Origin of the sequence: Komagataeibacter rhaeticus (genome assembly GCF_011611525.1) — a bacterium.
In the GTDB taxonomy this organism is placed as follows: domain Bacteria; phylum Pseudomonadota; class Alphaproteobacteria; order Acetobacterales; family Acetobacteraceae; genus Komagataeibacter; species Komagataeibacter rhaeticus.
The window spans coordinates 284,325-306,683 of the sequence record NZ_CP050139.1; the positions used below are offsets into that span (position 1 = coordinate 284,325).

Below are 22,359 nucleotides of genomic sequence, written 5' to 3' on the forward strand. Positions count from 1 at the left end.
GTCAGTCGGATGACGTGCCCTGCGGGGGGGCGACGGCTTCCTCCCCCTCATCCGATCCGTCAACGGACATGATCGCATCCAGCGCGTCGCACAGTTTTTTCTGGTTGGCGCTGGCCAGCGAACCGGGACTGGCGCACAGCTTGGCCGCATCGGGCACGCAGGATTCGGTCGCGTCCTCGTAATCCGACTCCATCACATCGTGTGCCAGTGACAGGTTGGGGTTGTGTGCCTGCTCGCTGGCTTCCTCGATCACCTTTTCCATCTTGTGCAGGTCATCAAGCTTGTCCAGGCAGGGCTTGCTGGCCATGTCCGGCTTGAGACGCAGCACCTCCATCGCGCGCTGCACCTTCTGCGTGGCCAGGCTCTGGGCATGCGCGGTGGTGCAGGCCAGCGCGGGTGAAAGCAGCAGTGCAACCGGCAGTGCGGCAAGGCGTAGAGACAGGTTGATGTTCACCGTGACCGTTCCGTTTGTCCATGTCCGGGCATGGGTGGATGCCGCAGGCCGTGCCTGACCCGCACGCGGGTGCGGCCCCGGCCGGGCGTGAGAGGCGGGGTCCCGACTATGGCAGGAACCACCGCCGCGCGAAAGATGGCGCATCTGGTCAATGCATATTCCGTATGCATAAAAATGCGTCCTTAAAAACCATGATATAATCACAAAGAAACACGAATCGTGTCAAAAATTCGAAAATTCCCTTACATTCACACCTGTTTTGCAGTATAGATTACCAACGTTGAATATATTTTTTGTGCTTTGGCGGAGGCTGGAAACTATCCCATCATTGTGAAATCGTTCGATATCGCAACGATTTTGTACATCTAGCCAAATTCTGGTCTTTCTGGCGGCGGGAGATCACGGGATCGTGCCATATTTTGGCTGCGGTCAGGTGTTTTTTCATCGAATTGTTATGCAAGTCGTGCCACGGGGCACGTTTTCCTGCCGGATTGATGACTTTTGGCCGGTAACACGTCTGAGGAAGCAGGTTTGCCAGGCATCATGCGCTGGCGTTTTGGCGCTGGGGCCATCCATGCTTTCCCATACTGGGCCGGTCCGGGCGATTGCACGCCCGACCCTGTTGAAACTGAGGTTCCGCACTGGTGTTTCCGGAACGCCGGACAGTGCAGGACGCAGCCTGCATCGACGCTCCGCAATGAGGTGGAGCCCCTCAACTTCGTGTCGGCTGCCTGTGAAAGAGGAGTATCTCCCCTTGAAACAGACAGACAATCTGTCCGAATCAACGTCCTTTGCTGACCGGCTGGGCATTCCCGCACCCCTGTTCTGGGGGTTCGTGGGCCTGCTGTTCTTCATGATCGGCGATGGTGTCGAAGCCGGCTACCTGGCCCCCTATCTTGAAGGCCAGGGCATTTCATCGCGCGACACCGCCCTTTTGTTCACCATCTATGGCGTGACCGTCTCGCTGTCCTCGTGGGCATCGGGGCCGCTTTCCGACCTGTGGGGCCCCAAGCGGGTCATGTGGATCGGCCTTGCCATCTGGGGCGTGTTCGAGATCGTGTTCCTGACCTTTGGCGTGGCGGTCAACAGCTATCCCATCATGCTGGCGGCCTATACCATGCGTGGTTTCGGCTATCCGCTGTTCACCTATGGCTTCCTGGTCTGGATCGCGGCGGCGACCCCGCCGCGCCAGCTTGGTTCGGCGGCCGGGTGGTTCTGGTTTGCCTTCTCCGGCGGGCTGCCCACGCTGGGTTCGCTGTTCGCCAGCTTCTCCATCCCGGTAATTGGCGAGATGGCGACGTTCTGGTCCTCGCTGGCGCTGGTCATGTTCGGTGGCCTGCTGGCGCTGCTCATGACGCATGAGCCGACCGGCTCCCGCCGTCTTGCCCCCGCGGGTACGAAACCCGCCACGATCTTCTTCAGCTCGATCAGCATCCTGTGGCGTGAACCCAAGACGTTCATCGCCATGCTGGTGCGCGTGATCAACACGTCGTCCGAATATGCGTTCCTGGTGATCATGCCGGCGTTCTTCACGAAGGTCATCGGCTTCTCGCTGTCGCAGTGGCTGCAGCTGCTGTCGATCATCTTCCTGTCGAACATCCTTGTGAACCTGATCTCCGGCATCACGGCGGACCGTCTGGGCCACCGTACCGTTGTCGCGCTGTTCGGTGGCGTGGGGGCCGCGATTACCGTGCCGCTGTTCTACTATGTGCCGCAGATGTTCCCCGGCAACTTCCTGATTGCCGCCGTGATGGGCGCGCTGTATGGCGCGACGATTGCGGCCTACGTGCCGCTGTCCGGTCTGGTGCCGCAGATCTGCCCCAAGGAAAAGGCGGCCGCCCTGTCCGCCCTTGGTCTGGGTGCGGGGGCAAGCACCTGGGTTGGTCCGGCCGTGGTGACGTGGTTCGAATCCTGGCGTGGGATCGAGGGGATCATCTGGATCTTCTCCGGCCTGTATATCGCCTCTGCCCTGATGACGCTGGTGCTGACCATCTCGCCTGAAGCACGTCGTTATCTTGATGAAGCCGCGGCCCGTGGTGACATTGCCGAGGAAGTGACGCTGGGGCACTGATTTCCATCCCCTGAAATCATGTGGACCATCTTCGGGTGGCGCACGCGAAAGCGGGCCTGCTGGCAACAGCAGGCCCGTTTTTTGTTCATGTCCCGCCCGGCAGGCTGTCCATTTCAGAAGAAGGAGGTTTTTGGTGAGGCTTTTTTCAAAAAGCCGGCGTCCGGAAACTTTTGCCAGTCGGGACAAGGAGCATGAAAAAAGGCCGGAACCTTGCGGTCCGGCCTTTCCTGTATTGCGGGGGGTCGTGTCAGATCCCGCGTTCGGGGCGCCTGCGCGGGCTGCGGGGACGGTCGCCCGGGGCGGTGCCACCGGGGGCGGGGCGCTTTTCCCCCGCCCTGAGCGCGGGGGCCGCGCTTACTTCGCTTTCAAGCTGGCGGATGCGCTTCTGCACGCTTTCACGCAGGGCGGGGGCGGTATGCGATTTCATGGTGGCCAGCGTTTCGCGCAGGTCACGTAACTGCTTCTGCTTTTCGGCAAGCGTGCGACGGATCGGCTGGTTATCGGACATCTGTCCGTGGAATGCGCGCATGATGGGTATCCTGTGGACCTCGGGTCCAGGAAATGAGTTGTCTACGGTCAGGTGGAAAGAGGGACAGCGCGTACCAGCCCCCGCCTGCCATGCATGGCAGGCGGGGCAGGCCGGTACGTGATGAACCGGGGGTATTACGCCCCGTTCTGCGCAAGCACATCCGTCAGGCCATCTATCAGGGCCTGACATTCGGCATCCGTGCCAATGGTGATACGGAGCCACTGTGCGATGCGCGGGGTCCGGAAATGACGCACGATGATCGCCCGTTCCCTCAGGGTTGCGGCGAGCCAGGCGGCATCACGGTCCGGGTGGCGGACAAATATGAAATTTGCCTGCGATGGCAGGACCTCGAACCCCATCTTTCCCAGGCTGTCGGTCAGCCTGTTGCGGGAGCTTATGATCTTCTCACGGGTTTTGGCAAGCCATTCCCGATCCTCGATGGCGGCAATGGCGCCAGCCTGCGCCAGCCGGTCAAGCGGATAGGAATTGAAACTGTCCTTCACCCGGGTCAGTGCCGCGATCAGGTCGGGCTGGCCAACAGCGTAGCCTACCCGCAGCCCGGCCAGCGCACTGGATTTGGACAGGGTGCGCACCACCAGCAGGTTGGGATGCGTCGCCACCAGCCCGATGGCCGTCTCCGCGCCAAAATCGACATAGGCTTCATCCACCACCACCACCGCGTCCGGATGGTCGGCCAGCAGGGTGCGGATGGCGTCCAGCCCCAGGGCGATGCCGGTGGGGGCGTTGGGGTTGGGAATGATGATGCCGCCGCAGGGCCTGCGATAATCCGCAAGGTTGATCCGCATGCCGTCGTCCAGCGGCACGGCTTCGTGCCGGATGCCGTACAGCCCGCAATAGACGGGGTAGAAGCTGTAGGTGATGTCGGGGAACAGCAGGGGGGCTTCATGGTTGAGCAGCCCCTGGAAGGCATGGGCCAGTACCTCGTCCGAGCCATTGCCCACGAAAACATGATCGGCCGGCACGTCGTGGGCGTGGGCGATGGCGGCGCACAGGGCGTGGGCCGTCGGGTCGGGGTAGAGGCGCAGCGTATCGTCCGTCGCGGCGCGGATGGCCTCAAGCGCGCGCGGCGAGGGGCCGTAGGGGCATTCATTGGTGTTGAGCTTGATGAGATTGGCCAGTCTGGGCTGCTCCCCCGGTACGTACGGGGTCAGGGTATGCACGATCGGGCTCCAGAAACGGCTCATCAGGGGAAATTCCAGACTGTCAGGGTCATGAAAGGCGCCTCCCGTAGGGGGCGCGTGAACGGATGGGGGATGGCCCATGTGCGGGCCGGTGGTTCAGCCCTGCGCGGGTGCGGGGCGGCCCATGGCGGCCAGCAGGCCGGCATTGCCCTGCCGGGTTGCCAGGATGCGCGCGCTCACGCCCTCGCCATCACGCAGGTCAGGGTTGGCGCCCTGTTCAAGCAGGAAGGTCACCATCGGGTCACGGTTGAACATCACGGCAAAGATCAGCGGCGTGCGGCCGACGGAATTGGGTGCGTCCACGCTGGCGCCATGGGCCACCAGCAGGCGCGCGCAGGGCAGGTCCCCCTTGAAGGCCACACCCGCCAGCGCCGTGGCCCCCTTGGCATCCTGCAGGTCGGGGCTGGCGCCCCCTTCCAGCAGGGCGCGCACGGTCTCGGCATGGCCATTATAGGCGGCCAGGATCAGGGCGGTATGACCCTTGTCGTTACGGGTGTCGGGGTTGATGCCGGCCTTGAGGAATTCGCTGACGAGGTCTGTCTGCCCATCCCGCGCCGCGGACAGGAACAGGGTCTCGATTTCCGCGTTACTGAAGGATTCGGGTGCGGCGACTGTATCGTTCATGTGCCTGCCTCGCTGGTGGGGTTGCGGAAAACGGGGGCGGCGGCCGGCCCCGTCGGAAGCGCGTGATCATAGTACGCTTTGGCCAAAAAGAACATCGGGCAATCCTGCCGTACCCCGATGTCACCAGACCAGCGTGCGGCATTCGCCATGGTGCAGCACGTCCATGCTGCCCGGGGCAAGCCCCTGCGCGCGGGTGGCGGCGTGCATGCGCCGGACGGGTTCATCCATCGGTTCATCCGTCAGGCGGAAGGTGCCGAAATGCATGCCGATTCCCTGTTTCGCCTCCAGATGGCGCAGGCCGGACACCGCTTCCTCCGGGGTGGCGTGTACACGCGCCATCAGCGTGCGGGGCGCATAGGCCCCGATGGGCAGCAGCGCCAGGTCTGGAGCGCCCAGACGGTCGCGGATCAGGCCCCAGTGGCGGCCATCGGCGGTATCGCCCGCAAAGAACAGCCGGTGTCCCGCGCCGTCGCGCAGCATGAAGCCGCCCCACAGGCTTCTGTTGCGGTCAAAGGGCGTGCGCGCGGCGCCGTGGCGCGCGGGCGTGCAGGTTACGTGCATGCCATCCGCATCCACACCTTGCCACCAGTCCAGTTCCATGATGCGTTTCAGCCCGGTCCCGCGCATGAAGCGTGCGTTTTCAAGCGGTGTCACCACCAGCGGGTCATCGCCGCGCCGGGCCAGCGCGCGCAGGGATGGCAGGTCCATATGGTCATAATGCGCGTGCGATACCAGCACGATGTCCACCTTTGGCAGGTCGGCCAGCCGCCGCCCCGGCGCGCGCACCCGTTTCGGCCCGATGAAGGAAAAGGGCGAGCAGCGTTTCGAGAAGATCGGGTCGGTCAGGATGGTGACTGCCGTGCCATCGGCGCGGGGCAGGCGGATCAGGAACGTGCTGTGCCCGATAAATGTTACCGCCACCGTGCCCTGCATGGGCCGGACAGCCGGGTCCCCGATGGGGGGCGGGTTGTCTATCCATTGCGGCCAGTCGGAACGCGGGCGGTTCCACTGCCATTTCAGGATTGCCAGGCGCCGCATGCGCGCAGGCTGCGTACCCGGGGGGCAGATGGCGGCCGGATTGAAGAAACGGGTGCCATCGCTGTGGTCGCTGGCGGGGAACAGGGGCATGCATGGTCTCCGTCTGCCGGCATGTGCTGGCGTGACAGGTGAGGGACGGGAAGGCACCTGTCAAATTCCGCCCCGGTACCGGCCGCCGGTGCAACCGTGGTTCCGGCCACGCGCTGGTACAGGCTGTACGGCGCCTGATGGCGCGGCGCGGGTAACGGCTTGACGAGATGGCTTGTTCCGTCCCGACGGTCGTGAGAAGGTGCGTGCCGTAAAAAGCCTATTGTCCCTGTGCCCGGTGGCCGCGGGCAGGCGGCATAAAAAGAAGAACACCGAAGAAGGTTGCCCCGTCGGCCCGCACAGGTAGGGCCCGGCCGGGGTTGCAACCATGGCTGTAAGGAGGCCGGTCCCATGCGTTCCCTGTCTAGTTCCCTTCCCATGGCCCCTGAAGGAGGTGGCAGCATGCCCGCCAATATCGATACGCTGTGCATCAACACGATCCGCACGCTGTCCATGGATGCCGTGCAGAAAGCGAATTCCGGCCATCCCGGTACCGCCATGGCGCTTGCCCCCGTTGCCTACACGCTGTGGCGCGATGTGCTGAACTATGACCCCGCCAATCCGCTCTGGCCCAACCGGGACCGTTTCGTGCTCTCGATCGGGCACGCCTCCATGCTGCTGTATTCGCTGATCCACCTTGCCGGAATCCGTGACGTGCGCCCCGGTGGCGTCACCCATGACCGCCCTGCCCTGACGCTGGAAGACCTGGAGCGGTTCCGCCAGCTGGACTCGCTCACCCCCGGCCACCCGGAATACCATCACACGGCGGGCGTCGAGACCACGACCGGCCCGCTGGGGCAGGGCTGCGGCAACTCGGTCGGCATGGCCATTGCCGAGAAATGGCTGGCCGAACACTACAACCGCGATGGCTTCAGGCTGTTCGACCACCACGTCTATGCCCTGTGCGGTGATGGCGACAACATGGAAGGTGTCGCCAGCGAGGCGGCCTCCATCGCGGGTCACCTGAAGCTGGGCAACCTGACGTGGATCTATGACAGCAACCAGATCTCCATCGAGGGCTCGACCCACATCGCCTTTACCGAGAGCGTGCACAAACGCTTCGAGGCCTATGGCTGGCATGTGCTGGAACTGAAGGACGCCAACGACACGGGCACCATGCGCCGCCTGCTGGCCGAGGCGAAGGCCGAGACATCACGCCCCACGCTGATCATCGTCCATTCCATCATCGGCTGGGGCGCGCCGCACCTGGCGGGCACGGCGGAAGCCCATGGCGCCCCGCTGGGTGTGGAGGAAGTGCGCGAGACCAAGAAATTCTACGGCTGGCCCGAAGATAAGGACTTCTACGTGCCCGAGGGCGTGCCCGAGCATTTCCAGGCCGGCATCGCCACCCGTGGGGCAGCGGCCAGCAGGACATGGGGCGACCTGTTTGCCGCCTATCGGGCCAGGTACCCGGCCGAGGCCGCACAGCTTGACCATATCTTTGCCGGCACCCTGCCCGAGGGCTGGGACAGCGGCATCCCGGTCTTTGACGCGGATGCCAAGGGCATCGCCTCCCGCGCAAGCTCGGGCAAGGTGCTGAACGAGATTGCGAAGAACTATCCGTGGATGCTCGGTGGTTCGGCCGACCTGTCGCCCTCCACCAAGACACACCTGACCTTCGCGGGGGCGGGTGATTTCCAGCCGCCGCAGTGGAATGGCACCTATGGCGGGCGCAACCTGCATTTTGGCGTGCGTGAGCATGCCATGGGATCGATCAGCAACGGCATGGCGCTGTACGGGCTGCGGGCCTACTGCTCGGGCTTCCTGATCTTTTCCGATTACATGAAGCCGCCCATCCGCCTGTCCGCGCTGATGAAGCTGCCGGTGATCTATATCTTCACCCATGACTCGATCGGCGTGGGCGAGGACGGCCCGACCCACCAGCCCATCGAGCAGCTGGCCCAGCTGCGTGCCACGCCGGGTGTGACGCTGATCCGCCCCGCCGATGCCAACGAGGTGGCGGAAGCCTGGCGCACGCTGGTCCAGCTGACCGACCGTCCCAGCGTGCTGGCGCTGAGCCGCCAGAACCTGCCCACCATCTGCCGCAGCACCTATGCGCCCGCCACGGGTCTGGCAAAAGGGGCCTATGTCCTTGCGGATGGCGAGGGGCGTCCCGATGTCATCCTTATGGCGACGGGTAGCGAAGTGGGGCTGATCATCAAGGCGGCCGAGAAGCTGAAGGCGGAGGGGATCAGGGTGCGCCTTGTCTCCATGCCGTCATGGGATCTGTTCGAGGCCCAGCCCAGATCCTACCGCGACAGCGTGCTCCCGCCCGATGTCACCGCGCGCGTGGCGGTGGAGCAGGCGGCCCAGTTGGGTTGGGACCGTTATACCGGCCTTGCGGGCGAGACGATCGTCATGCACGGCTTTGGCGCCTCCGCCCCGGCGGAGCAGCTGGAGGTCAAGTTCGGCTTTACGGTCGAGGCCGTGGTGGCCGCGGCCCGCAGGCAGGCAGGAAAATAAGGATACCGGCAGGCAGGGATCATTCCCTGCCTGCCTTGTTTCAAGGCAACGGAAGGGCCGGCGGCACGGATGCACCGTGCCTCCGCCGGCAAGCAAAGGAAGCACAGGCATGAGCGTGCGAGAAACAGGTGGAGAAAATCCGTTAAAGGAACTGGCCCGTTACGGCCAGTCCCCCTGGCTGGACTTCATCCAGCGTTCCTACACTGAAAACGGAAGCCTGAAGAAGCTGGTGGAAGAGGACGGCCTGAAGGGCGTTACCTCCAATCCCGCCATTTTCCAGAAGGCCATGGGACAGGGCACGGATTACGACGCCCAGATCCGTTCGGTGCTGGAGCACAGGGTGCTGGATGCCGGTGCGCTGTACGAACTGCTGGCCATTGACGACATCCGTGCCGCGGCCAGGGTGCTCTATCCCGTCTATGAACAGACGAAGGGCGTGGATGGCTATGTCAGCCTGGAGGTCTCCCCCTATCTGGCGCGCGACACCAAGGGTACGCTGCATGAGGCACTGCGCCTGTGGAAAGCGGTCGATGCCCGCAACCTCATGATCAAGATCCCCGGCACGGACGAGGGCGTACCCGCCGTGCGCGCCGCCATTGCCGAAGGGCTGAGCATCAACGTCACGCTGCTGTTCTCGAACGAGGCATACAAGAAGGTTCTGGAAGCCTACATCACCGGGCTGGAAGACCGTCTTGGCCGTGGCGAGAGCGTAAGCGGGATCGCTTCCGTCGCCTCCTTCTTCGTCAGCCGCATCGACGTGAAGATCGACAAGGAAATCGACCGCCGTGTCGCGGCGGGCGACAGGGACGCCGCCCGCCTGAAGGCGCTGCGCGGCAAGGTTGCGATCGCCAACGCCAAGATGGCCTATGAATACTGGAAGGAAGTCACCGCCAGCCCGCGCTGGAAGAAGCTGGCCGATGCCGGGGCCCAGCCGCAGCGCCTGCTGTGGGCCAGCACCGGGACCAAGGACAAGACCTTCAGCGACGTGGTGTACGTGGACGGGCTGATCGGCCCCGAGACGGTCAACACCATCCCCCCCGCAACCTTCGATGCCTTCCGTGACCACGGCAAGGTGGCCGAGACCCTGACGCAGGACGTGGCGGGTGCGAAGAAGGTGCTGGAGGAGGCGAAGAGCCTTGGCCTTGACCTTGATGGCGTGACGAAGGTGCTGGTGGATGAAGGGGTTGCCTCCTTTGCCGATGCGTTCGATGACCTGCTGGGTTCGGTCGCGGCCAAGCAGGCGGCATTCCTGGGCAAGAAGGTGACCTCCACGGCCCTCAGGCTGCCCGCCGACCTGCAGAAGGCGGTCGATGCCGAACTGGAAGAATGGCGCAAGAAGGGCAATATCCGCCGCCTGTGGCAGAAGGACGCCACGCTGTGGACTGGCAAGGATGAGGCCAACTGGCTGAAATGGCTGGATATTACCGATGACCAGGTGGCCGCCCTGTCCAAATTCGAGGAATTCCAGGCGGACGTGAAGGCGCGCGGTTTCAAGGACGCGCTGCTGCTGGGCATGGGGGGTTCCAGCCTTGGCCCCGAAGTGCTGGCCCAGACATTCGGCAAGCATGAGGGCTTCCCCCACCTGTATGTGCTCGACAGCACCGACCCGCAGCAGGTGCGCGATTTCGAAAAGAAAATCGATATCGGCAGGACGCTGTTCATCGTCTCGTCCAAGTCGGGCGGCACGCTGGAGCCGAACATCCTCAAGGCCTATTTCTTCGAACAGGCGAAAAAGGTGCTGGGGGAGAAGGCGGGCGCGCACTTCATCACCGTGACCGATCCGGGTTCGCACATGGAAGACGTGGCGAAGAAGGACGGGTTCTGGAAAATCTTCTACGGTGAGAAGCAGATCGGCGGCCGCTATTCCGTGCTGTCTGATTTCGGGATGATCCCCGCCGCCGTTGCGGGCCTGCCGCTGAAGCTTTTGCTGGAATCCGCCCAGCGTGGCGAGAAGTCCTGTGCCGCGTCCGTGCCGCCCGCCCGGAATCCCGGCGCCGTGCTGGGCGCGGTGCTGGGTGTGGCCGCGCGTGATTTCGGGCGTGACAAGGTGACCATCATCGCCTCCCCCGGCATTTATGACATGGGTGCGTGGCTTGAGCAGCTTATTGCCGAGTCCACCGGCAAGGAGGGTCGCGGCCTGATCCCCATCGATGACGAGACCATCGGCAAGGACAGCGTGTATGGCAGGGACCGGGTCTTTACCTATCTGCGCCTTGCCGAAGATCCCTGCCCGAAGCAGGACGCGGCATTTGCGGCGCTGGTGAAGGCGGGTGAACCCGTGGTGACGATTGAACTGCACGAGCGCCGTCAGGTGCTGGAGGAGTTCTTCCGCTGGGAGTTCGCAACGGCGGTCGCGGGCGCGGTGATCGGGATCAACCCGTTCGACCAGCCCGATGTCGAGGAATCGAAGATCGAGACCAAGAAGATCACCACCGCCTATAACGAAACCGGCAGGCTGCCGCCGTACGAACCGTTTGCCAAGGACGGCCCCTTCGCCTTCTATGCCGACCCGAAAAACGTGCAGGCGCTGGGTGGCGCCACCACGGCGGAGGCGATTCTCAAGGCGCATTTCGCCCGTGGCAAGGCGGGCGACTATGTGGCGCTCCTGGCCTATATCGACCGCGATACCTGGACGCGCGAATGGATCCAGACGGCGCGGCTTGCACTGCGTGACGGCCTGAAGCTGGCCACGGCGGCCGAATTCGGCCCGCGCTTCCAGCATTCCACCGGGCAGGCCTACAAGGGCGGTCCGGACACGGGCGTGTTCGTGCAGATCACCTGCGATGACGAGGTGAACCTGCCGGTGCCGGGTGAGAAATATACCTTCAGCATCGTGAAGGAAGCCCAGGCGCGTGGCGACATGGAAGTCCTGGCCGAACGCGGCCGCCGCGTGCTGCGGGTGCATGTCCATGGAGACCTCAAGGCAGGCCTTGAAAAACTGGGGCAGGATATAGCCCGCGCGGTCTGACCCGCGGTTATCGGGACCCGCCCCTCCCCCGGAGGGGCGGGTTTCTTGATTGTGGTCATTGGGAAAAGGGCAGGCAGGGGATAGGCAGGTGGTTCCATCCCCGCTTCAGGAGTGTTTAATCATGCAAATCGGTATTGTTGGTCTTGGCAAGATGGGTGGCAATATTTCAGTCCGCCTGACCCGGCACGGTCATGACGTGGTGGCCTATGACCGTGATCCGGCCGTGACCGCAAAGATCTGCGGGCAGGGCGAAGGCGGCCGCTGCACCCCCGCCACCGGCCTTGCGGACATGGTGGGCAAGCTGTCGGGCCGCAGGATCATCTGGCTCATGCTGCCCGCAGGTGAGGTGACCGAGCAGGCGGTGCAGGAACTCGGCACCCTCATGGGCAAGGGCGACATCATCATCGATGGTGGCAATTCCTTCTACAAGGATGACATCCGCCGCGCAGCCGAACTGGTGAAGAAGGGCATCGATTACGTCGATGTCGGCACGTCCGGCGGCGTGTGGGGGCTGGAGCGTGGCTACTGCATGATGTACGGCGGCACGAAGGAAGCCACCGATCATATCGACCCCATCCTGTCCGCCCTTGCGCCGGGGATTGGCGATATTCCGCGCACGCCCAATCGTGACAGGCCCGGCTTCGACCCGCGTGCCGAGCAGGGCTACCTGCATTGCGGCCCTGCCGGTTCGGGCCATTTTGTGAAGATGGTCCATAACGGCATCGAATACGGCATCATGCAGGCCTTCGCCGAAGGCTTTGACGTGATGAAGTCCAAGAACTCCACCGACCTGCCCGAAGACCAGCGTTTCGAGCTGAACATGGCGGATATTGCCGAAGTCTGGCGCCGGGGCAGCGTGGTCTCCTCGTGGCTGCTGGACCTTTCGGCCAGCGCGCTGGCGGGCAACCCGGACCTGTCGAACTACAAGGGCGACGTGGCCGATTCGGGCGAAGGCCGCTGGACGATCGAGGCCGCGATCGAGGAAGCGGTGCCGGTGCCCGTCATCACCGCATCGCTGTTCACGCGCTTCCGGTCGCGCACGGGCAACAACTTTGCCGAAAAGATGCTGTCTGCCATGCGTTTCGGCTTTGGCGGTCACATTGAGGGTACGAATAACTGACCTGCTGCCCGGTCGGTAACCGACCGGGCCACCCGGATGCTACGCATGCGGACCCTGACTGTTCATGGATGAGATGACAGCGCCCAATGACTGCAACCGGAACAGCCGGGGGAGGAATACGAGCGGAAACAGTTCAGGAGCGGCAGTACAATGGAAAACATCATTGCCTCGGCGATATCGCAGGTTGGCGACGGCGGGCAGGATTACAGCCCCCGGCGCAGTCCGCCCGGCTCGTTTGTCATCTTTGGGGGTGGGGGGGACCTGACGCGCCGCCTGCTGCTGCCCGCCATCTACAACCTGGCCTGCGCGGGACTGCTGGATGATGGCTTTGGCATCGTGGCGGTTGACCGCGCGGAACTGAGTGATGAACAGCTGCGCCAGAACGTGCGCGCGGCACTTGAGGATTTTACCGCCCGCCGCCGGGCGGAAGCCGTGCCATTGCGTGAGGACGTGTGGGAATGGATGCAGCCCCGCATCCGCTACGTGCGTGGCGATTTTGAGGAACCGCAGACCTACCACGACATCGCGGGCATGGTGGGGGAACAGAACTGCATTTTCTACCTTGCCGTGGCCGCCCGCTTCTTTGGCCCCATTGTCGACCGGCTGGGTGAGGCGGGGCTGGTGCGCGAGGGGCGGCATACCTTCCGCCGGGTCATCGTGGAAAAACCCTTCGGCAGTGACCTGTCATCGGCCATCGCGCTCAATACCCGCCTGCTGCGCACGCTGGATGAACAGCAGATCTACCGGATCGATCACTACCTGGGCAAGGAAACGGTCCAGAACATCATGGCGCTGCGGTTTTCCAACGGGTTTTTCGAACCGCTCTGGAACCGCCAGAACATCGACCACGTACAGATCACCGCAGCCGAGACGGTGGGCGTGGAACAGCGCGCCCGGTTCTATGAAAGTACCGGCGCCCTGCGCGACATGGTGCCCAATCACGTCATGCAGCTTCTGGCCATGACCGCGATGGAAGCCCCGATCTCGTTCGAGGCCGATGCCGTGCGCAACGAAAAGACCAAGGTGCTGGATGCCATCCACCCCCTTGCGCCGTCCGATGTGGTGCGCGGGCAGTATGCGCCGGGCGTTGTGGGGGGGAAGGAGGTGCCGGGCTACCGGCAGGAACCCGGGGTTGATCCCCATTCCCTGACCGAGACCTACATGGCCATGAAATTCCGCATCGACAACTGGCGCTGGGCCGGGGTGCCGTTCTATGTGCGCACGGGCAAGAGGCTGGCGGCCCGCAAGACCGAAATCGCGATCCATTTCAAGTCCGCCCCCTATGCCCTGTTCCGCGATACGCCGGTGGACAGGCTGACCCCCAACATCATGGTCATCCACATCCAGCCGACCGAAGGGGTGACGCTGCAGTTCTCGGCCAAGGTGCCCGGCCCCGCGGTCAGGCTGGGTGGCGTGCGCATGAAGTTCGACTACGCCGAATGGTTCAGTGAAGGACCCAGCACCGGCTACGAGACCCTGATCTATGACTGCATGATCGGCGATGCCACGCTGTTCCAGCGCGCTGACAATATCGAAGCCGGGTGGCGTGCCGTCCAGCCGGTCCTGGACTGGGGGCAGGATGCTCGCAGCCTTGCCTTCTACGCCGCTGGCAGCGAGGGGCCGGAAGCCGCCGATGCCCTGCTTGCGCGTGACCACCGCCACTGGCTCAAGATCGGATGATGCCCATGACCGCACCCGTTTCCCCCACAGGCCATGTGCGCCTTGTCGTGTCCGATATCGATGGCACCCTGATCACACCCGCGCGCGAGATCACGCCCGCGGCGCACAGGGCGGCGGATGACCTGCGTGCGGCCGGAATCCGCCTCAGCCTTGTCAGCAGCCGCGCCCCGCGCGGGATGATGCAGTATGTCCGGGCCCTGCGGATCGAGACCCCCATCGCCGGGCTGAATGGCGGCCTGATCTGCGACCCCGATGGTACGATCCGCGAGCGGCTGTCGCTTGACCCGCAAGCCACGCGCACGGCGGTGGAATTCCTGATTGCCCACGGGGTGGAGCCGTGGCTGTTCATCGGTCATGACTGGCTGGTACGCCGCGCGGACACGCCGCAGGTCATCCATGAACGCGAAGTGGTGCAGACCACGCCCGTGCAGGTGGATGACTTTGCCGGGCATTATACCGATGTGGGCAAGATCATGGGGGTCGCGTCCGATCCTGCGGCCCTGCCGGGCGTGGAGCGTGACCTTGCGAACCTGCTGGCGGGGCAGGCCAGCGTACACCGTTCCTCACCCATTTACCTTGATATCACGCACCCCCGGGCGAACAAGGGCTATGCGGCAAAAGAACTGGCGCATCTGCTCGATACTGATATCCGGGATACGGCATGTATCGGGGATATGAACAACGATATTCCCATGCTGCGGGAGGCCGGGGTCAGCATTGCCATGGGCAATGCCCCGGACAACGTGAAGGCCCATGCCCGTTTCGTGACGAAGCCCAACACGGAAGATGGATGGGCCTTCGCCATGGAAAGTTTTGTCATGCCCCGCGCGTAGGCGTGCGGCACAGAAGGGAGAGTGAACATGCCCCAGGATACGGCCGGAACACCGGCCAGCCAGATCAGACTGGTGCTGGCCGATGTGGATGGCACACTGGTCACGAAGGACAAGATCCTGACACCGCGCGCCATCCGGGCCGTCGAGCGCCTGCGTGAACGCGGTATCCTGTTCACCATTACCAGTGGCCGCCCGCCCAAGGGCATGAAGATGGTGATCGATCCGCTCAGGATTTCGGAGCCGATCGCAGGCTTCAACGGCGGGATGATGGTCCGGCCGGATTACACCGTGATCGAGGCCCGCACGCTGCCTGCCGATACGGCGCGCAGGGTGATTGGCATCATCCGTGACCACAAGGCCGATCCGTGGGTCTATAACGGCAATGACTGGATCGTCTCCAATGACCAGGCCCCGCATGTCGCGCGTGAGCAGTGGACAGTGAAGTTCCCGCCCGTGGTCGGCAATGTGGAGGCGAAGCTGGACCAGGTGGTCAAGGTTACTGGCGTAAGTGATGATCTCGACCTGATGAAGCGCCTTGAGCACGACCTGCAGCAGGCGCTGGGCGATGCGGCATCCGCCGCGCTGTCACAGCCGTATTATGTGGATGTGACCAACAAGGATGCGAACAAGGGCGGCGTGGTGATGGCGCTGGAACGCCTGCTGGGTATTCCGGCAAGCCAGATGGTGACACTGGGCGACCAGCCCAACGACGTGCTGATGTTCCGCAAGAGCGGCATGTCCATTGCCATGGGGCAGGCCAGCCCGGAGGTGCAGAAGCAGGCGACCCATGTCTCGACATCGTGCGAGGATGAAGGGTTTGCCAATGGTATCGAGAAATTCGTGCTGGGAGATGCGTGAGATGACCGGTGGACATGACGTGAAAACAGGCGCGATGGTCGTCCTGCCCGATGCCGAGGCCATTGCGCAACACATGGCGAAGTGGCTGACCGCGCAGGCGCTGGCGAAAAAGGACGGGCCGTTCGTGCTCGCGCTCTCGGGCGGGTCCACGCCAAAGCGGCTGTACCAGATCCTGGCATCCGCTGAATACCGTGACCGTTTTCCATGGGCGAATACGCAGTTCTTCTTTGGTGATGAACGCTTCGTGCCGGAAGGTGATCCGGCCAGCAATTACAACATGGTCGAGACCGAGATGCTGGCGCATGTCAGCGTGCCGCCCGCCAACGTGCATCCCATGCCCACATCGGGCGACCCGGCACAAGCGGCGGCCGCATACCAGGCGGAACTGGAAAAGGTCTATGGCGGCACCGTGCTGCAACCCGGCCGCCCGCTGTTTGACGTGGTGATGCTGGGGCTGGGCGATAACGGGCATACCGCCTCGCTCTTCCCGCGCCAGCCGGTGCTGCGGGAAAAAAAGCTGTGGGTCTCGACCTGCGTGCCCGATGATGCGCCCCATACCCGCATCACGCTGACCTATCCCGCCATCCATTCCAGCCGCCATGTGGTGTTCATGCTGGCGGGTGCGGGCAAGCGTGAAGCCTTTGCAAAGGTGCGCGCCGGTGACCCGGCAGAGCCCGCAAGCGCCATCACGACCGAAGGCGAACTCATCTGGCTTATGGACAAGGCAGCGGCAGGGCAATAAGTGCGTTGGGCGTACAGGCCGCGCGGATGCATCATGGCCAATAAGAACGACGGGGTGCCCGGGACAGGGATGCCCCGCAGGAGAGGAAACAGCGCATGTCCATCAACACCACGGACCCCAGGGCGGAACTGAAGCGCAAGGCCGCGATCGAGGCTGCCGACATGGTAAAGGACGGCATGGTGGTCGGCCTTGGCTCCGGCAGCACGTCGGCCTTCATGATCGAGGAACTTGGCCGCCGCTGGGCGGAAGGGCTGCGGTTCTGCGCCATTCCCACATCCGAGCGCTCGGCCGAGCAGGCGCGCTCGCACGGGATAAAGCTGGTCACATTCGCTACCCACCCGCAGATCGATATCGACATCGATGGCGCGGATGAGGTGGAACGCGGTACCCTGAACCTGATCAAGGGGCTGGGTGGTGCGCTGTTCCGTGAAAAGATCGTGGCTGCCGCCTCGCGCCGGTTCGTGGTGGTGGTGGATGACAGCAAGCTGGTCGACCGGCTGGGGGCCGCCGTGCCCGTGCCGGTGGAAGTCGCCAATTTTGGCTGGACCTCCACCGCGCGCCAGCTCGAGGCGCTGGGTGCGAAGGTTGTCCAGCGCCTGGACCGCAGCGGCAATGTGTTCGTGACCGATGGGGGCAACATGATCCTGGACTGCCATTTTGGCGAGATTGCCGATTCCCCCGCCCTGCAGCGCCAGCTTGACGGGGTTGTGGGCGTGATCGAGACCGGGCTGTTCATCGGTCGTACGTCCGAGGTGATCGTGGCCACCGCCGATGGCCTGCAGAGGCTGCGCGCGGCATGACGGGCAAGGCCCTGCAGGACCAGGGAGTCAGGCCGCTGGTCCTTGTCATCATGGGGGTATCGGGCTGCGGCAAGACCACGCTGGCGGAGGGGCTGCACAACCTGCTGGGCTGGCCCTATCAAGAAGGCGACCTGCTGCATCCCCGCGCCAATGTGGAGAAGATGGCGGCAGGCATCCCCCTGACCGATGCCGACCGCCTGCCGTGGCTGGAACTGTGCCAGAAATGGCTGCACGAGCGTGTGGTGTCGGGGCAGGGCGGTATCCTGACCTGTTCGGCGCTCAGGCGGTCCTACCGTGACCTGCTGCGCGCGGATGGCAATGACGGGATCGTCTTCGTCTATCTGGAAATCCCCGAGGATGTGCTGTCCGACCGGCTGAAGCGCAGGCGGGGCCATTACATGCCCCCCAGCCTGCTGCCCAGCCAGCTTGCAACGCTTGAGGTGCCGACGGCGGATGAACATCCGGTCGTGGTGCATCTGGAAGCAACACCTGCGGACCTGATTGCCGAGACCCTTGGCCTGCTGAAACAGAAATTTCCTGAACGCTGAGGGGTTTCCCCAAGGTAATCAACTGATAAAGAATGATAAAAGTTTTTGGGTGCCGCCTTTTTCCAAAAAGGCGGCGTTCTTCCAAAGCTTTTTGAAAAAAGCTTTACCAAAAATTTTTTCTGATTTGCGGGATGTTTCGTGGGTAGGGAATCGATGACTGCCTCCATTGCCGTACTGTTCGTGTGCATGGGCAATATCTGCCGCTCCCCCCTGGCAGAGGCCGCGTTCCGTGACGCGGCCCGGCGGGCGGGACTTGATGCGGTGATCGATTCGGCTGGCACGGGGCACTGGCATGTCGGCTCGCCGCCCGACCGGCGGGCCTGCGCTGTTGCCCTGCGGCACGGCATTGATATCAGCCGCTACCGGGCGCGTGTGGTCCGGCCTGCGGATTTTGAGCGCTTTACCCATATCGTGGCGCTGGATCACGCCAACCTTGCCCATCTGCAGGCCATGCGGCCCGCAGGCAGCCTGGCCCGGCTGTCCCTGCTGCTGGACCATGTGCCCGGCCGGCAGGGCCATGCCGTGGCTGATCCGTATTATGGCGATGCCAGCGGGTTCGAGACCACATGGCGCGACGTGGCCGCCGGGGCGGCCGCGCTGGTGGCGGCACTGAAGGGCGGCGCATGACCCGCCTGGCCCGGCATGGGGCCGCCCTGCTGGGCGGGCAGTTGTGGAACTGGCATCCGTTGCAGGGCGGTGACCTGGCGCAGACGCTGCTGGTCTATCTCAATGATGGGCGCAGGGTCGTGGTCAAGAATGGTCCCGACCCGCGGGTGGAAGCCGCCATGCTGCGCGCGCTGGGCCAGACCGGCGCGCCGGTGCCCGATGTGCTGGCGGTGGATGAGGATGCGCTGGTGCTGCAGTACCTGCCCGCCGATGGCCCGCTGGCCACCTGCTGGGGCGAACTGGGGCGCGTGCTGGCGCAGGTTCATACCGGCAGGCCGCCAGATGGGGCAACCCGTTATGGCTGGGGTACCGATTACGCACTGGGTACCGTGGCGGTGCCCAACGCATGGACGGACACATGGCCCCGCTTCTGGGCCGAGCGCCGCATTGGCATCCATCTGGAGCATGTGGGGATTGATCTTGCCCGCCAGCTTGAGCGCCTCATGCACCGCCTGCCCGAACTGCTGCCCGCCACACCGCCGCCCAGCCTGCTGCATGGCGACCTGTGGGGTGGCAATGTGCTGGTCCATGCCCGGCGGGTGACGGGACTGATCGACCCGTGCTGCTGCTATGGCCATGCGGAGGTGGATCTTGCCACCGCCGGGGTGTTCGACCGGCCTCCTGCCGCTTTCTTCATGGCCCATGGGCCGCTGGAGGCAGGGTATGAAGCGCGTTTCGCCATCTACCGGCTCTGGATCGCGCTGGTGCATCTGCGGCTGTTTGGCGCGACCTACCGGCCGCTTGTGGCCCATTACCTTGATGGCGCGGGCGTGGGGTAAGGGCGTGCGTGCCCTTATGCGGGGCTGAAGGAATAAAAGTTTCTGGGTGCCGCCTTTTTTCGGAAAGGCGATTTTCTTCGAAGCTTTTTGGCAAAAGCTTCACCAAAAAATTTTCTTTGATTTCAAGGATATTTTTTAGGGAGGGCTTTATGAAAGCTGTGCCATGGAATGGCGCGAGTGACGGGGCTCGAACCCGCGACCTCCGGCGTGACAGGCCGGCGCTCTAACCAACTGAGCTACACCCGCATCCGCTGCCGCCCTGTGGGCTGCAACCGTTCGGTGAAAGGGCAAATAACAGGCTCCCCCCGACATGGCAACAGGGCAGGCAAAAAAAAACGCCATGACGGGGACGTTCATGGCGTTTTTTCGGGTCCGGGCCGGATCAGGCAGGCAGTTCCACACCCTCCAGCGTCACGGCGATGGCGTTGACGGTGGCGGCAATGCGCACGGCGGTCTGGACATGTTCGGTGGTCAGGCCCGCCGCGCGCAGCTGGCGCTCATGGCTTTCCATGCACAGGCCGCAGCCATTGATGGCGGAAACCGCCATGGCCCACAGCTCGAAATCCACCTTGTCCACGCCGGGATTGCTGATGACGTTCATCCGCAGGCGCGCGGGCAGCTTTGCATAATCCCCGCCCACAAGGTGCACGAAACGGTAATAGACATTGTTCATGCCCATGATGGCCGCCGCCGCCCGCGCCGCCTCAAGTGCCGCGGGGGCCAGGCGGGGGCCGTATTCGGCGGTCAGGGCATGGGTCACGGCCGGGTTGCGCGCCGCGATGGCGCAGGCGATGAACGTGCCGCCAAGCTGCTGCGGCGTCAGCACGATGTCATTGGCAAGCGAGCTGAGGTTCAGCTTCAGGTCTTTGGCGTAGTCGGGTAGGGCGGCCTTGATGGAATCGATCGACATGAAACGTGTCCGTGGGCTGGGGGGCTGTGCCGGCCCCCTCGCGCCAGTCCCGGCGCGGGGGCGGGCAGGGCATGAAGGGGGGCCGGGCGGCGTGGCGCGCATGGCCGCAGGTGCCATGCGCGCCGGGTCTTCATGCCTTGATGAAGGCGTCGCCCTTGTTCCAGTTGCACGGGCACAGCTCGTCGCTCTGCAGGCCGTCCAGGATGCGCAGGATTTCCTGCGGGTTGCGGCCAACCGACAGGTCATTGACGCTGACATGGCGGATGATGCCCTGCGGGTCCACGATGAAGGTGGCGCGTAGGGCCGCGCCCGCCTGCTGGGCCATTACGCCACAGCTTTCGATCAGTTCGCGCTTGATGTCGGACAGCATCGGGATTTCAAGGGTCTTCAGCTCGTCATGGTGCAGGCGCCAGTTCAGGTGCACGAAGGCGCTGTCGATCGACACACCATACACCACGGTGTCACGGTCCTTGAACTCACCGGCCAGCTTGCCAAACGCCACGATTTCGGTCGGGCAGACGAAGGTGAAGTCCAGCGGCCAGAAGAAGACGACCTTCCACTTGCCCGCGTCCGATTCGTCCGTGATCTGGACGAATTCGCCCTTCAGCCCTTCGGGGCCACCGGGTACGGCGCTCAGGTTGAAGGCGGGAAACTTGTCACCGATTGTCAGCATCGCGAGTAGGCTCCTGTTGGGGATCGTTGGGTAGGGCAGGGTGTGCCGCCGCCCCGGAGCCTGTATCTATGCCGGTGATGGTGCTATCACACCAGTGAATTATTTATATATGCATGATCGGAATTATCGATGCTTCCGATGCCCTCTGCCCAGCAGCTGCGCTACCTTGTCACCCTGGCCGAGATGCGCCATTTCGGCCGGGCGGCGCGTGCCTGCGCGGTAACGCAGTCAACACTTTCCGCCGGTATCCTGGCGCTGGAGCGGCAGATGGATGTCCGGCTGCTTGATCGTGACGTGGGCAAGAAGGTCGTGTTCACCCCGGTGGGGGACAAGGTCGTGACCCGTGCCCGTACGGCGCTGGAAGCCCTGCAGGGCGTGCTGGACGTGGCCGTGGCCTCGCGGGAGCCGATGAGCGGGTTGCTGCGCATCGGCGTCATTCCCACCATCGGGCCGTTTGTCATGTCCTCGCTGGTGCGCAGGCTGCCGCAGGCCTATCCGCAGCTGCGCCTTTCCCTGAACGAGGACGTGACCCATAGTGTCATGGCCAAGCTGGCCATGGGGCGGCTGGATCTGGTGCTGCTGGCCATGCCGTGGGACTGCGCCGATAACGAGACCCTGCCGCTATGGCGCGACCCGTTCATGCTGGTCATGCCGCATGACCACCCGCTGGCGCAGCTGCCGGTGGTGCCGGTACGCAGCATCGTGCGTGAGCGCATGATCCTGCTGGAAGACGGGCACTGCCTGCGTGACCAGACGCTGGCCATGTGCCGCCAGGTCCGTGGCTGGACCCCGCCGGGGGACGAGGCGGAATGCGCCGTCACCTCGCTGCATACCATGGTGGAAATGGTGGCCGCGGGCATGGGGCTGGCCCTGCTGCCGCAGCTTGCGGTCGATTCCCCGCTACTGGATGGCCAGAAACTTGCGGTCCGGCCCGTGACGGGTGCCCAGACATGGCGTACCATCGGCCTGTCATGGCGCCCGCGTTCCCCCCGGGCCGCGGATTTCCATACCATTGCCCCGTTTTTCGTGCCGGATTCGATCACACAGGCGAATTCCCTGCTGTAAAATGCCCTGGAATCCGGCTGTGTAGTTGACTCAGGGCGCAGGGAAGGGTATTCGGGCGCCTCTTTTGCGGTACATCGCCGCTAGTCGAGGGTCGGATCATGAAAATCAGAAACAGCCTGAAATCGGCCAAGGTTCGGGACAAGGACTGCCGTGTGGTCCGTCGCCGTGGCAAGGTCTACGTCATCAACAAGAAGAACCCGCGCATGAAGGCCCGTCAGGGCTGATTGCCGGACGGCCTTGACCGTCAGG

General features: G+C 63.8%; 21 protein-coding genes and 1 tRNA gene. 14 read left to right on the top strand and 8 right to left on the bottom strand.

What is annotated here, in order from left to right; all coding sequences use genetic code 11:
• Position 1 precedes the first annotated feature (1 nt).
• On the bottom strand, positions 2-598 hold the full coding sequence (locus tag GWK63_RS01265) for a hypothetical protein (protein ID WP_223846609.1): 597 nt from the start codon (positions 596-598) through the stop codon (positions 2-4).
• Positions 599-1,208: 610 nt separating this feature from the next.
• Here GWK63_RS01265 and GWK63_RS01270 point away from each other — a divergent pair.
• On the top strand, positions 1,209-2,525 hold the full coding sequence (locus GWK63_RS01270; protein ID WP_007396930.1) for an MFS transporter: 1,317 nt from the start codon (positions 1,209-1,211) through the stop codon (positions 2,523-2,525).
• A gap of 247 nt (positions 2,526-2,772) precedes the next feature.
• Here the strand turns inward: GWK63_RS01270 and GWK63_RS01275 are convergent, their stop codons facing one another.
• From GWK63_RS01275 to GWK63_RS01290, 4 genes are all read right to left on the bottom strand, one after another.
• Positions 2,773-3,054, bottom strand: coding sequence for a hypothetical protein (locus GWK63_RS01275; RefSeq protein WP_039998481.1), 282 nt, complete (start codon positions 3,052-3,054; stop codon positions 2,773-2,775).
• A 134-nt stretch (positions 3,055-3,188) separates the two neighbouring features.
• Positions 3,189-4,259 carry a histidinol-phosphate transaminase gene (gene hisC / locus GWK63_RS01280; RefSeq protein ID WP_039998480.1) on the bottom strand — a complete coding sequence of 357 codons (1,071 nt, stop codon included), beginning with the start codon at positions 4,257-4,259 and terminating at the stop codon, positions 3,189-3,191.
• A gap of 93 nt (positions 4,260-4,352) precedes the next feature.
• Positions 4,353-4,880 carry an ankyrin repeat domain-containing protein gene (locus GWK63_RS01285; RefSeq protein ID WP_007396926.1) on the bottom strand — a complete coding sequence of 176 codons (528 nt, stop codon included), beginning with the start codon at positions 4,878-4,880 and terminating at the stop codon, positions 4,353-4,355.
• Between the two features lie 120 nt (positions 4,881-5,000).
• On the bottom strand, positions 5,001-6,008 hold the full coding sequence (locus GWK63_RS01290; protein WP_007396924.1) for an MBL fold metallo-hydrolase: 1,008 nt from the start codon (positions 6,006-6,008) through the stop codon (positions 5,001-5,003).
• 348 nt (positions 6,009-6,356) lie between these two features.
• Between GWK63_RS01290 and tkt the strand changes: the two genes are divergently transcribed.
• The 11 genes from tkt (at position 6,357) to GWK63_RS01345 (ending at position 19,462) form a co-directional block, all read left to right on the top strand.
• Positions 6,357-8,468: a transketolase gene (gene tkt, locus GWK63_RS01295; RefSeq protein ID WP_007396923.1), complete on the top strand. Its 2,112-nt coding sequence runs from the start codon at positions 6,357-6,359 to the stop codon at positions 8,466-8,468.
• 109 nt (positions 8,469-8,577) lie between these two features.
• Entirely contained in the window at positions 8,578-11,436 is a 2,859-nt protein-coding gene (locus tag GWK63_RS01300; RefSeq protein ID WP_007396922.1) for a bifunctional transaldolase/phosoglucose isomerase, read from the top strand.
• Positions 11,437-11,557: 121 nt separating this feature from the next.
• A complete protein-coding gene (gnd, locus tag GWK63_RS01305) occupies positions 11,558-12,556 on the top strand; it encodes a phosphogluconate dehydrogenase (NAD(+)-dependent, decarboxylating) (protein WP_039998479.1) in 999 nt (332 codons plus the stop codon).
• A gap of 150 nt (positions 12,557-12,706) precedes the next feature.
• A complete protein-coding gene (zwf, locus tag GWK63_RS01310; protein WP_007396920.1) occupies positions 12,707-14,236 on the top strand; it encodes a glucose-6-phosphate dehydrogenase in 1,530 nt (509 codons plus the stop codon).
• Positions 14,233-15,069: a Cof-type HAD-IIB family hydrolase gene (locus GWK63_RS01315; RefSeq protein WP_034927074.1), complete on the top strand. Its 837-nt coding sequence runs from the start codon at positions 14,233-14,235 to the stop codon at positions 15,067-15,069. The genes zwf and GWK63_RS01315 overlap by 4 nt, the downstream gene beginning before the upstream one ends.
• A 27-nt stretch (positions 15,070-15,096) precedes the next feature.
• On the top strand, positions 15,097-15,927 hold the full coding sequence (locus tag GWK63_RS01320) for a Cof-type HAD-IIB family hydrolase (protein WP_039998502.1): 831 nt from the start codon (positions 15,097-15,099) through the stop codon (positions 15,925-15,927).
• Positions 15,920-16,669 carry a 6-phosphogluconolactonase gene (gene pgl / locus GWK63_RS01325; protein WP_034927080.1) on the top strand — a complete coding sequence of 250 codons (750 nt, stop codon included), beginning with the start codon at positions 15,920-15,922 and terminating at the stop codon, positions 16,667-16,669. The genes GWK63_RS01320 and pgl overlap by 8 nt, the downstream gene beginning before the upstream one ends.
• A 95-nt stretch (positions 16,670-16,764) precedes the next feature.
• Positions 16,765-17,469: a ribose-5-phosphate isomerase RpiA gene (gene rpiA, locus GWK63_RS01330; protein WP_007396916.1), complete on the top strand. Its 705-nt coding sequence runs from the start codon at positions 16,765-16,767 to the stop codon at positions 17,467-17,469.
• Positions 17,466-18,017 (top strand): gluconokinase, encoded by a 552-nt coding sequence (locus GWK63_RS01335; RefSeq protein ID WP_007396915.1) that lies wholly within the window; start codon positions 17,466-17,468, stop codon positions 18,015-18,017. Before rpiA ends, GWK63_RS01335 begins: the two co-directional genes overlap by 4 nt.
• 153 nt (positions 18,018-18,170) lie before the next feature.
• Entirely contained in the window at positions 18,171-18,644 is a 474-nt protein-coding gene (locus tag GWK63_RS01340) for a low molecular weight protein-tyrosine-phosphatase (protein ID WP_039998478.1), read from the top strand.
• A complete protein-coding gene (locus GWK63_RS01345; protein WP_007396912.1) occupies positions 18,641-19,462 on the top strand; it encodes a fructosamine kinase family protein in 822 nt (273 codons plus the stop codon). Before GWK63_RS01340 ends, GWK63_RS01345 begins: the two co-directional genes overlap by 4 nt.
• Before the next feature lie 169 nt (positions 19,463-19,631).
• On the opposite strand, the gene GWK63_RS01350 is transcribed toward GWK63_RS01345, so the two are convergent.
• The 3 genes from GWK63_RS01350 to GWK63_RS01360 form a co-directional block, all read right to left on the bottom strand.
• Positions 19,632-19,708 (bottom strand) — tRNA-Asp (locus tag GWK63_RS01350).
• A gap of 136 nt (positions 19,709-19,844) precedes the next feature.
• The gene (locus tag GWK63_RS01355; RefSeq protein ID WP_007396911.1) at positions 19,845-20,372 is read right to left on the bottom strand and encodes a carboxymuconolactone decarboxylase family protein; all 528 of its coding nucleotides are present in this window, start codon (positions 20,370-20,372) and stop codon (positions 19,845-19,847) included.
• A 130-nt stretch (positions 20,373-20,502) separates the two neighbouring features.
• Positions 20,503-21,045 (bottom strand): peroxiredoxin, encoded by a 543-nt coding sequence (locus GWK63_RS01360; RefSeq protein WP_007396910.1) that lies wholly within the window; start codon positions 21,043-21,045, stop codon positions 20,503-20,505.
• Between the two features lie 129 nt (positions 21,046-21,174).
• Between GWK63_RS01360 and GWK63_RS01365 the strand changes: the two genes are divergently transcribed.
• Positions 21,175-22,110, top strand: a complete 936-nt coding sequence (locus tag GWK63_RS01365; RefSeq protein ID WP_007396909.1) for a hydrogen peroxide-inducible genes activator — start codon at positions 21,175-21,177, stop codon at positions 22,108-22,110.
• Between the two features lie 98 nt (positions 22,111-22,208).
• The gene (gene ykgO, locus GWK63_RS01370) at positions 22,209-22,334 is read left to right on the top strand and encodes a type B 50S ribosomal protein L36 (RefSeq protein WP_003617324.1); all 126 of its coding nucleotides are present in this window, start codon (positions 22,209-22,211) and stop codon (positions 22,332-22,334) included.
• Positions 22,335-22,359: the final 25 nt, after the last annotated feature.

What these genes read in the sequence shown, in the direction of transcription:
- GWK63_RS01265 (WP_223846609.1), bottom strand. Translation starts at nt 598, where the DNA reads ATGCGCCATCTTTCGCGCGGCGGTGGTTCCTGCCATAGTCGGGACCCC.
- GWK63_RS01275 (WP_039998481.1), bottom strand. Translation starts at nt 3,054, where the DNA reads ATGCGCGCATTCCACGGACAGATGTCCGATAACCAGCCGATCCGTCGC.
- hisC (WP_039998480.1), bottom strand. Translation starts at nt 4,259, where the DNA reads ATGAGCCGTTTCTGGAGCCCGATCGTGCATACCCTGACCCCGTACGTA.
- GWK63_RS01285 (WP_007396926.1), bottom strand. Translation starts at nt 4,880, where the DNA reads ATGAACGATACAGTCGCCGCACCCGAATCCTTCAGTAACGCGGAAATC.
- GWK63_RS01290 (WP_007396924.1), bottom strand. Translation starts at nt 6,008, where the DNA reads ATGCCCCTGTTCCCCGCCAGCGACCACAGCGATGGCACCCGTTTCTTC.
- tkt (WP_007396923.1), top strand. Translation starts at nt 6,357, where the DNA reads ATGCGTTCCCTGTCTAGTTCCCTTCCCATGGCCCCTGAAGGAGGTGGC.
- GWK63_RS01300 (WP_007396922.1), top strand. Translation starts at nt 8,578, where the DNA reads ATGAGCGTGCGAGAAACAGGTGGAGAAAATCCGTTAAAGGAACTGGCC.
- gnd (WP_039998479.1), top strand. Translation starts at nt 11,558, where the DNA reads ATGCAAATCGGTATTGTTGGTCTTGGCAAGATGGGTGGCAATATTTCA.
- zwf (WP_007396920.1), top strand. Translation starts at nt 12,707, where the DNA reads ATGGAAAACATCATTGCCTCGGCGATATCGCAGGTTGGCGACGGCGGG.
- GWK63_RS01315 (WP_034927074.1), top strand. Translation starts at nt 14,233, where the DNA reads ATGATGCCCATGACCGCACCCGTTTCCCCCACAGGCCATGTGCGCCTT.
- GWK63_RS01320 (WP_039998502.1), top strand. Translation starts at nt 15,097, where the DNA reads ATGCCCCAGGATACGGCCGGAACACCGGCCAGCCAGATCAGACTGGTG.
- pgl (WP_034927080.1), top strand. Translation starts at nt 15,920, where the DNA reads ATGCGTGAGATGACCGGTGGACATGACGTGAAAACAGGCGCGATGGTC.
- rpiA (WP_007396916.1), top strand. Translation starts at nt 16,765, where the DNA reads ATGTCCATCAACACCACGGACCCCAGGGCGGAACTGAAGCGCAAGGCC.
- GWK63_RS01335 (WP_007396915.1), top strand. Translation starts at nt 17,466, where the DNA reads ATGACGGGCAAGGCCCTGCAGGACCAGGGAGTCAGGCCGCTGGTCCTT.
- GWK63_RS01340 (WP_039998478.1), top strand. Translation starts at nt 18,171, where the DNA reads ATGACTGCCTCCATTGCCGTACTGTTCGTGTGCATGGGCAATATCTGC.
- GWK63_RS01345 (WP_007396912.1), top strand. Translation starts at nt 18,641, where the DNA reads ATGACCCGCCTGGCCCGGCATGGGGCCGCCCTGCTGGGCGGGCAGTTG.
- GWK63_RS01355 (WP_007396911.1), bottom strand. Translation starts at nt 20,372, where the DNA reads ATGTCGATCGATTCCATCAAGGCCGCCCTACCCGACTACGCCAAAGAC.
- GWK63_RS01360 (WP_007396910.1), bottom strand. Translation starts at nt 21,045, where the DNA reads ATGCTGACAATCGGTGACAAGTTTCCCGCCTTCAACCTGAGCGCCGTA.
- GWK63_RS01365 (WP_007396909.1), top strand. Translation starts at nt 21,175, where the DNA reads ATGCTTCCGATGCCCTCTGCCCAGCAGCTGCGCTACCTTGTCACCCTG.
- ykgO (WP_003617324.1), top strand. Translation starts at nt 22,209, where the DNA reads ATGAAAATCAGAAACAGCCTGAAATCGGCCAAGGTTCGGGACAAGGAC.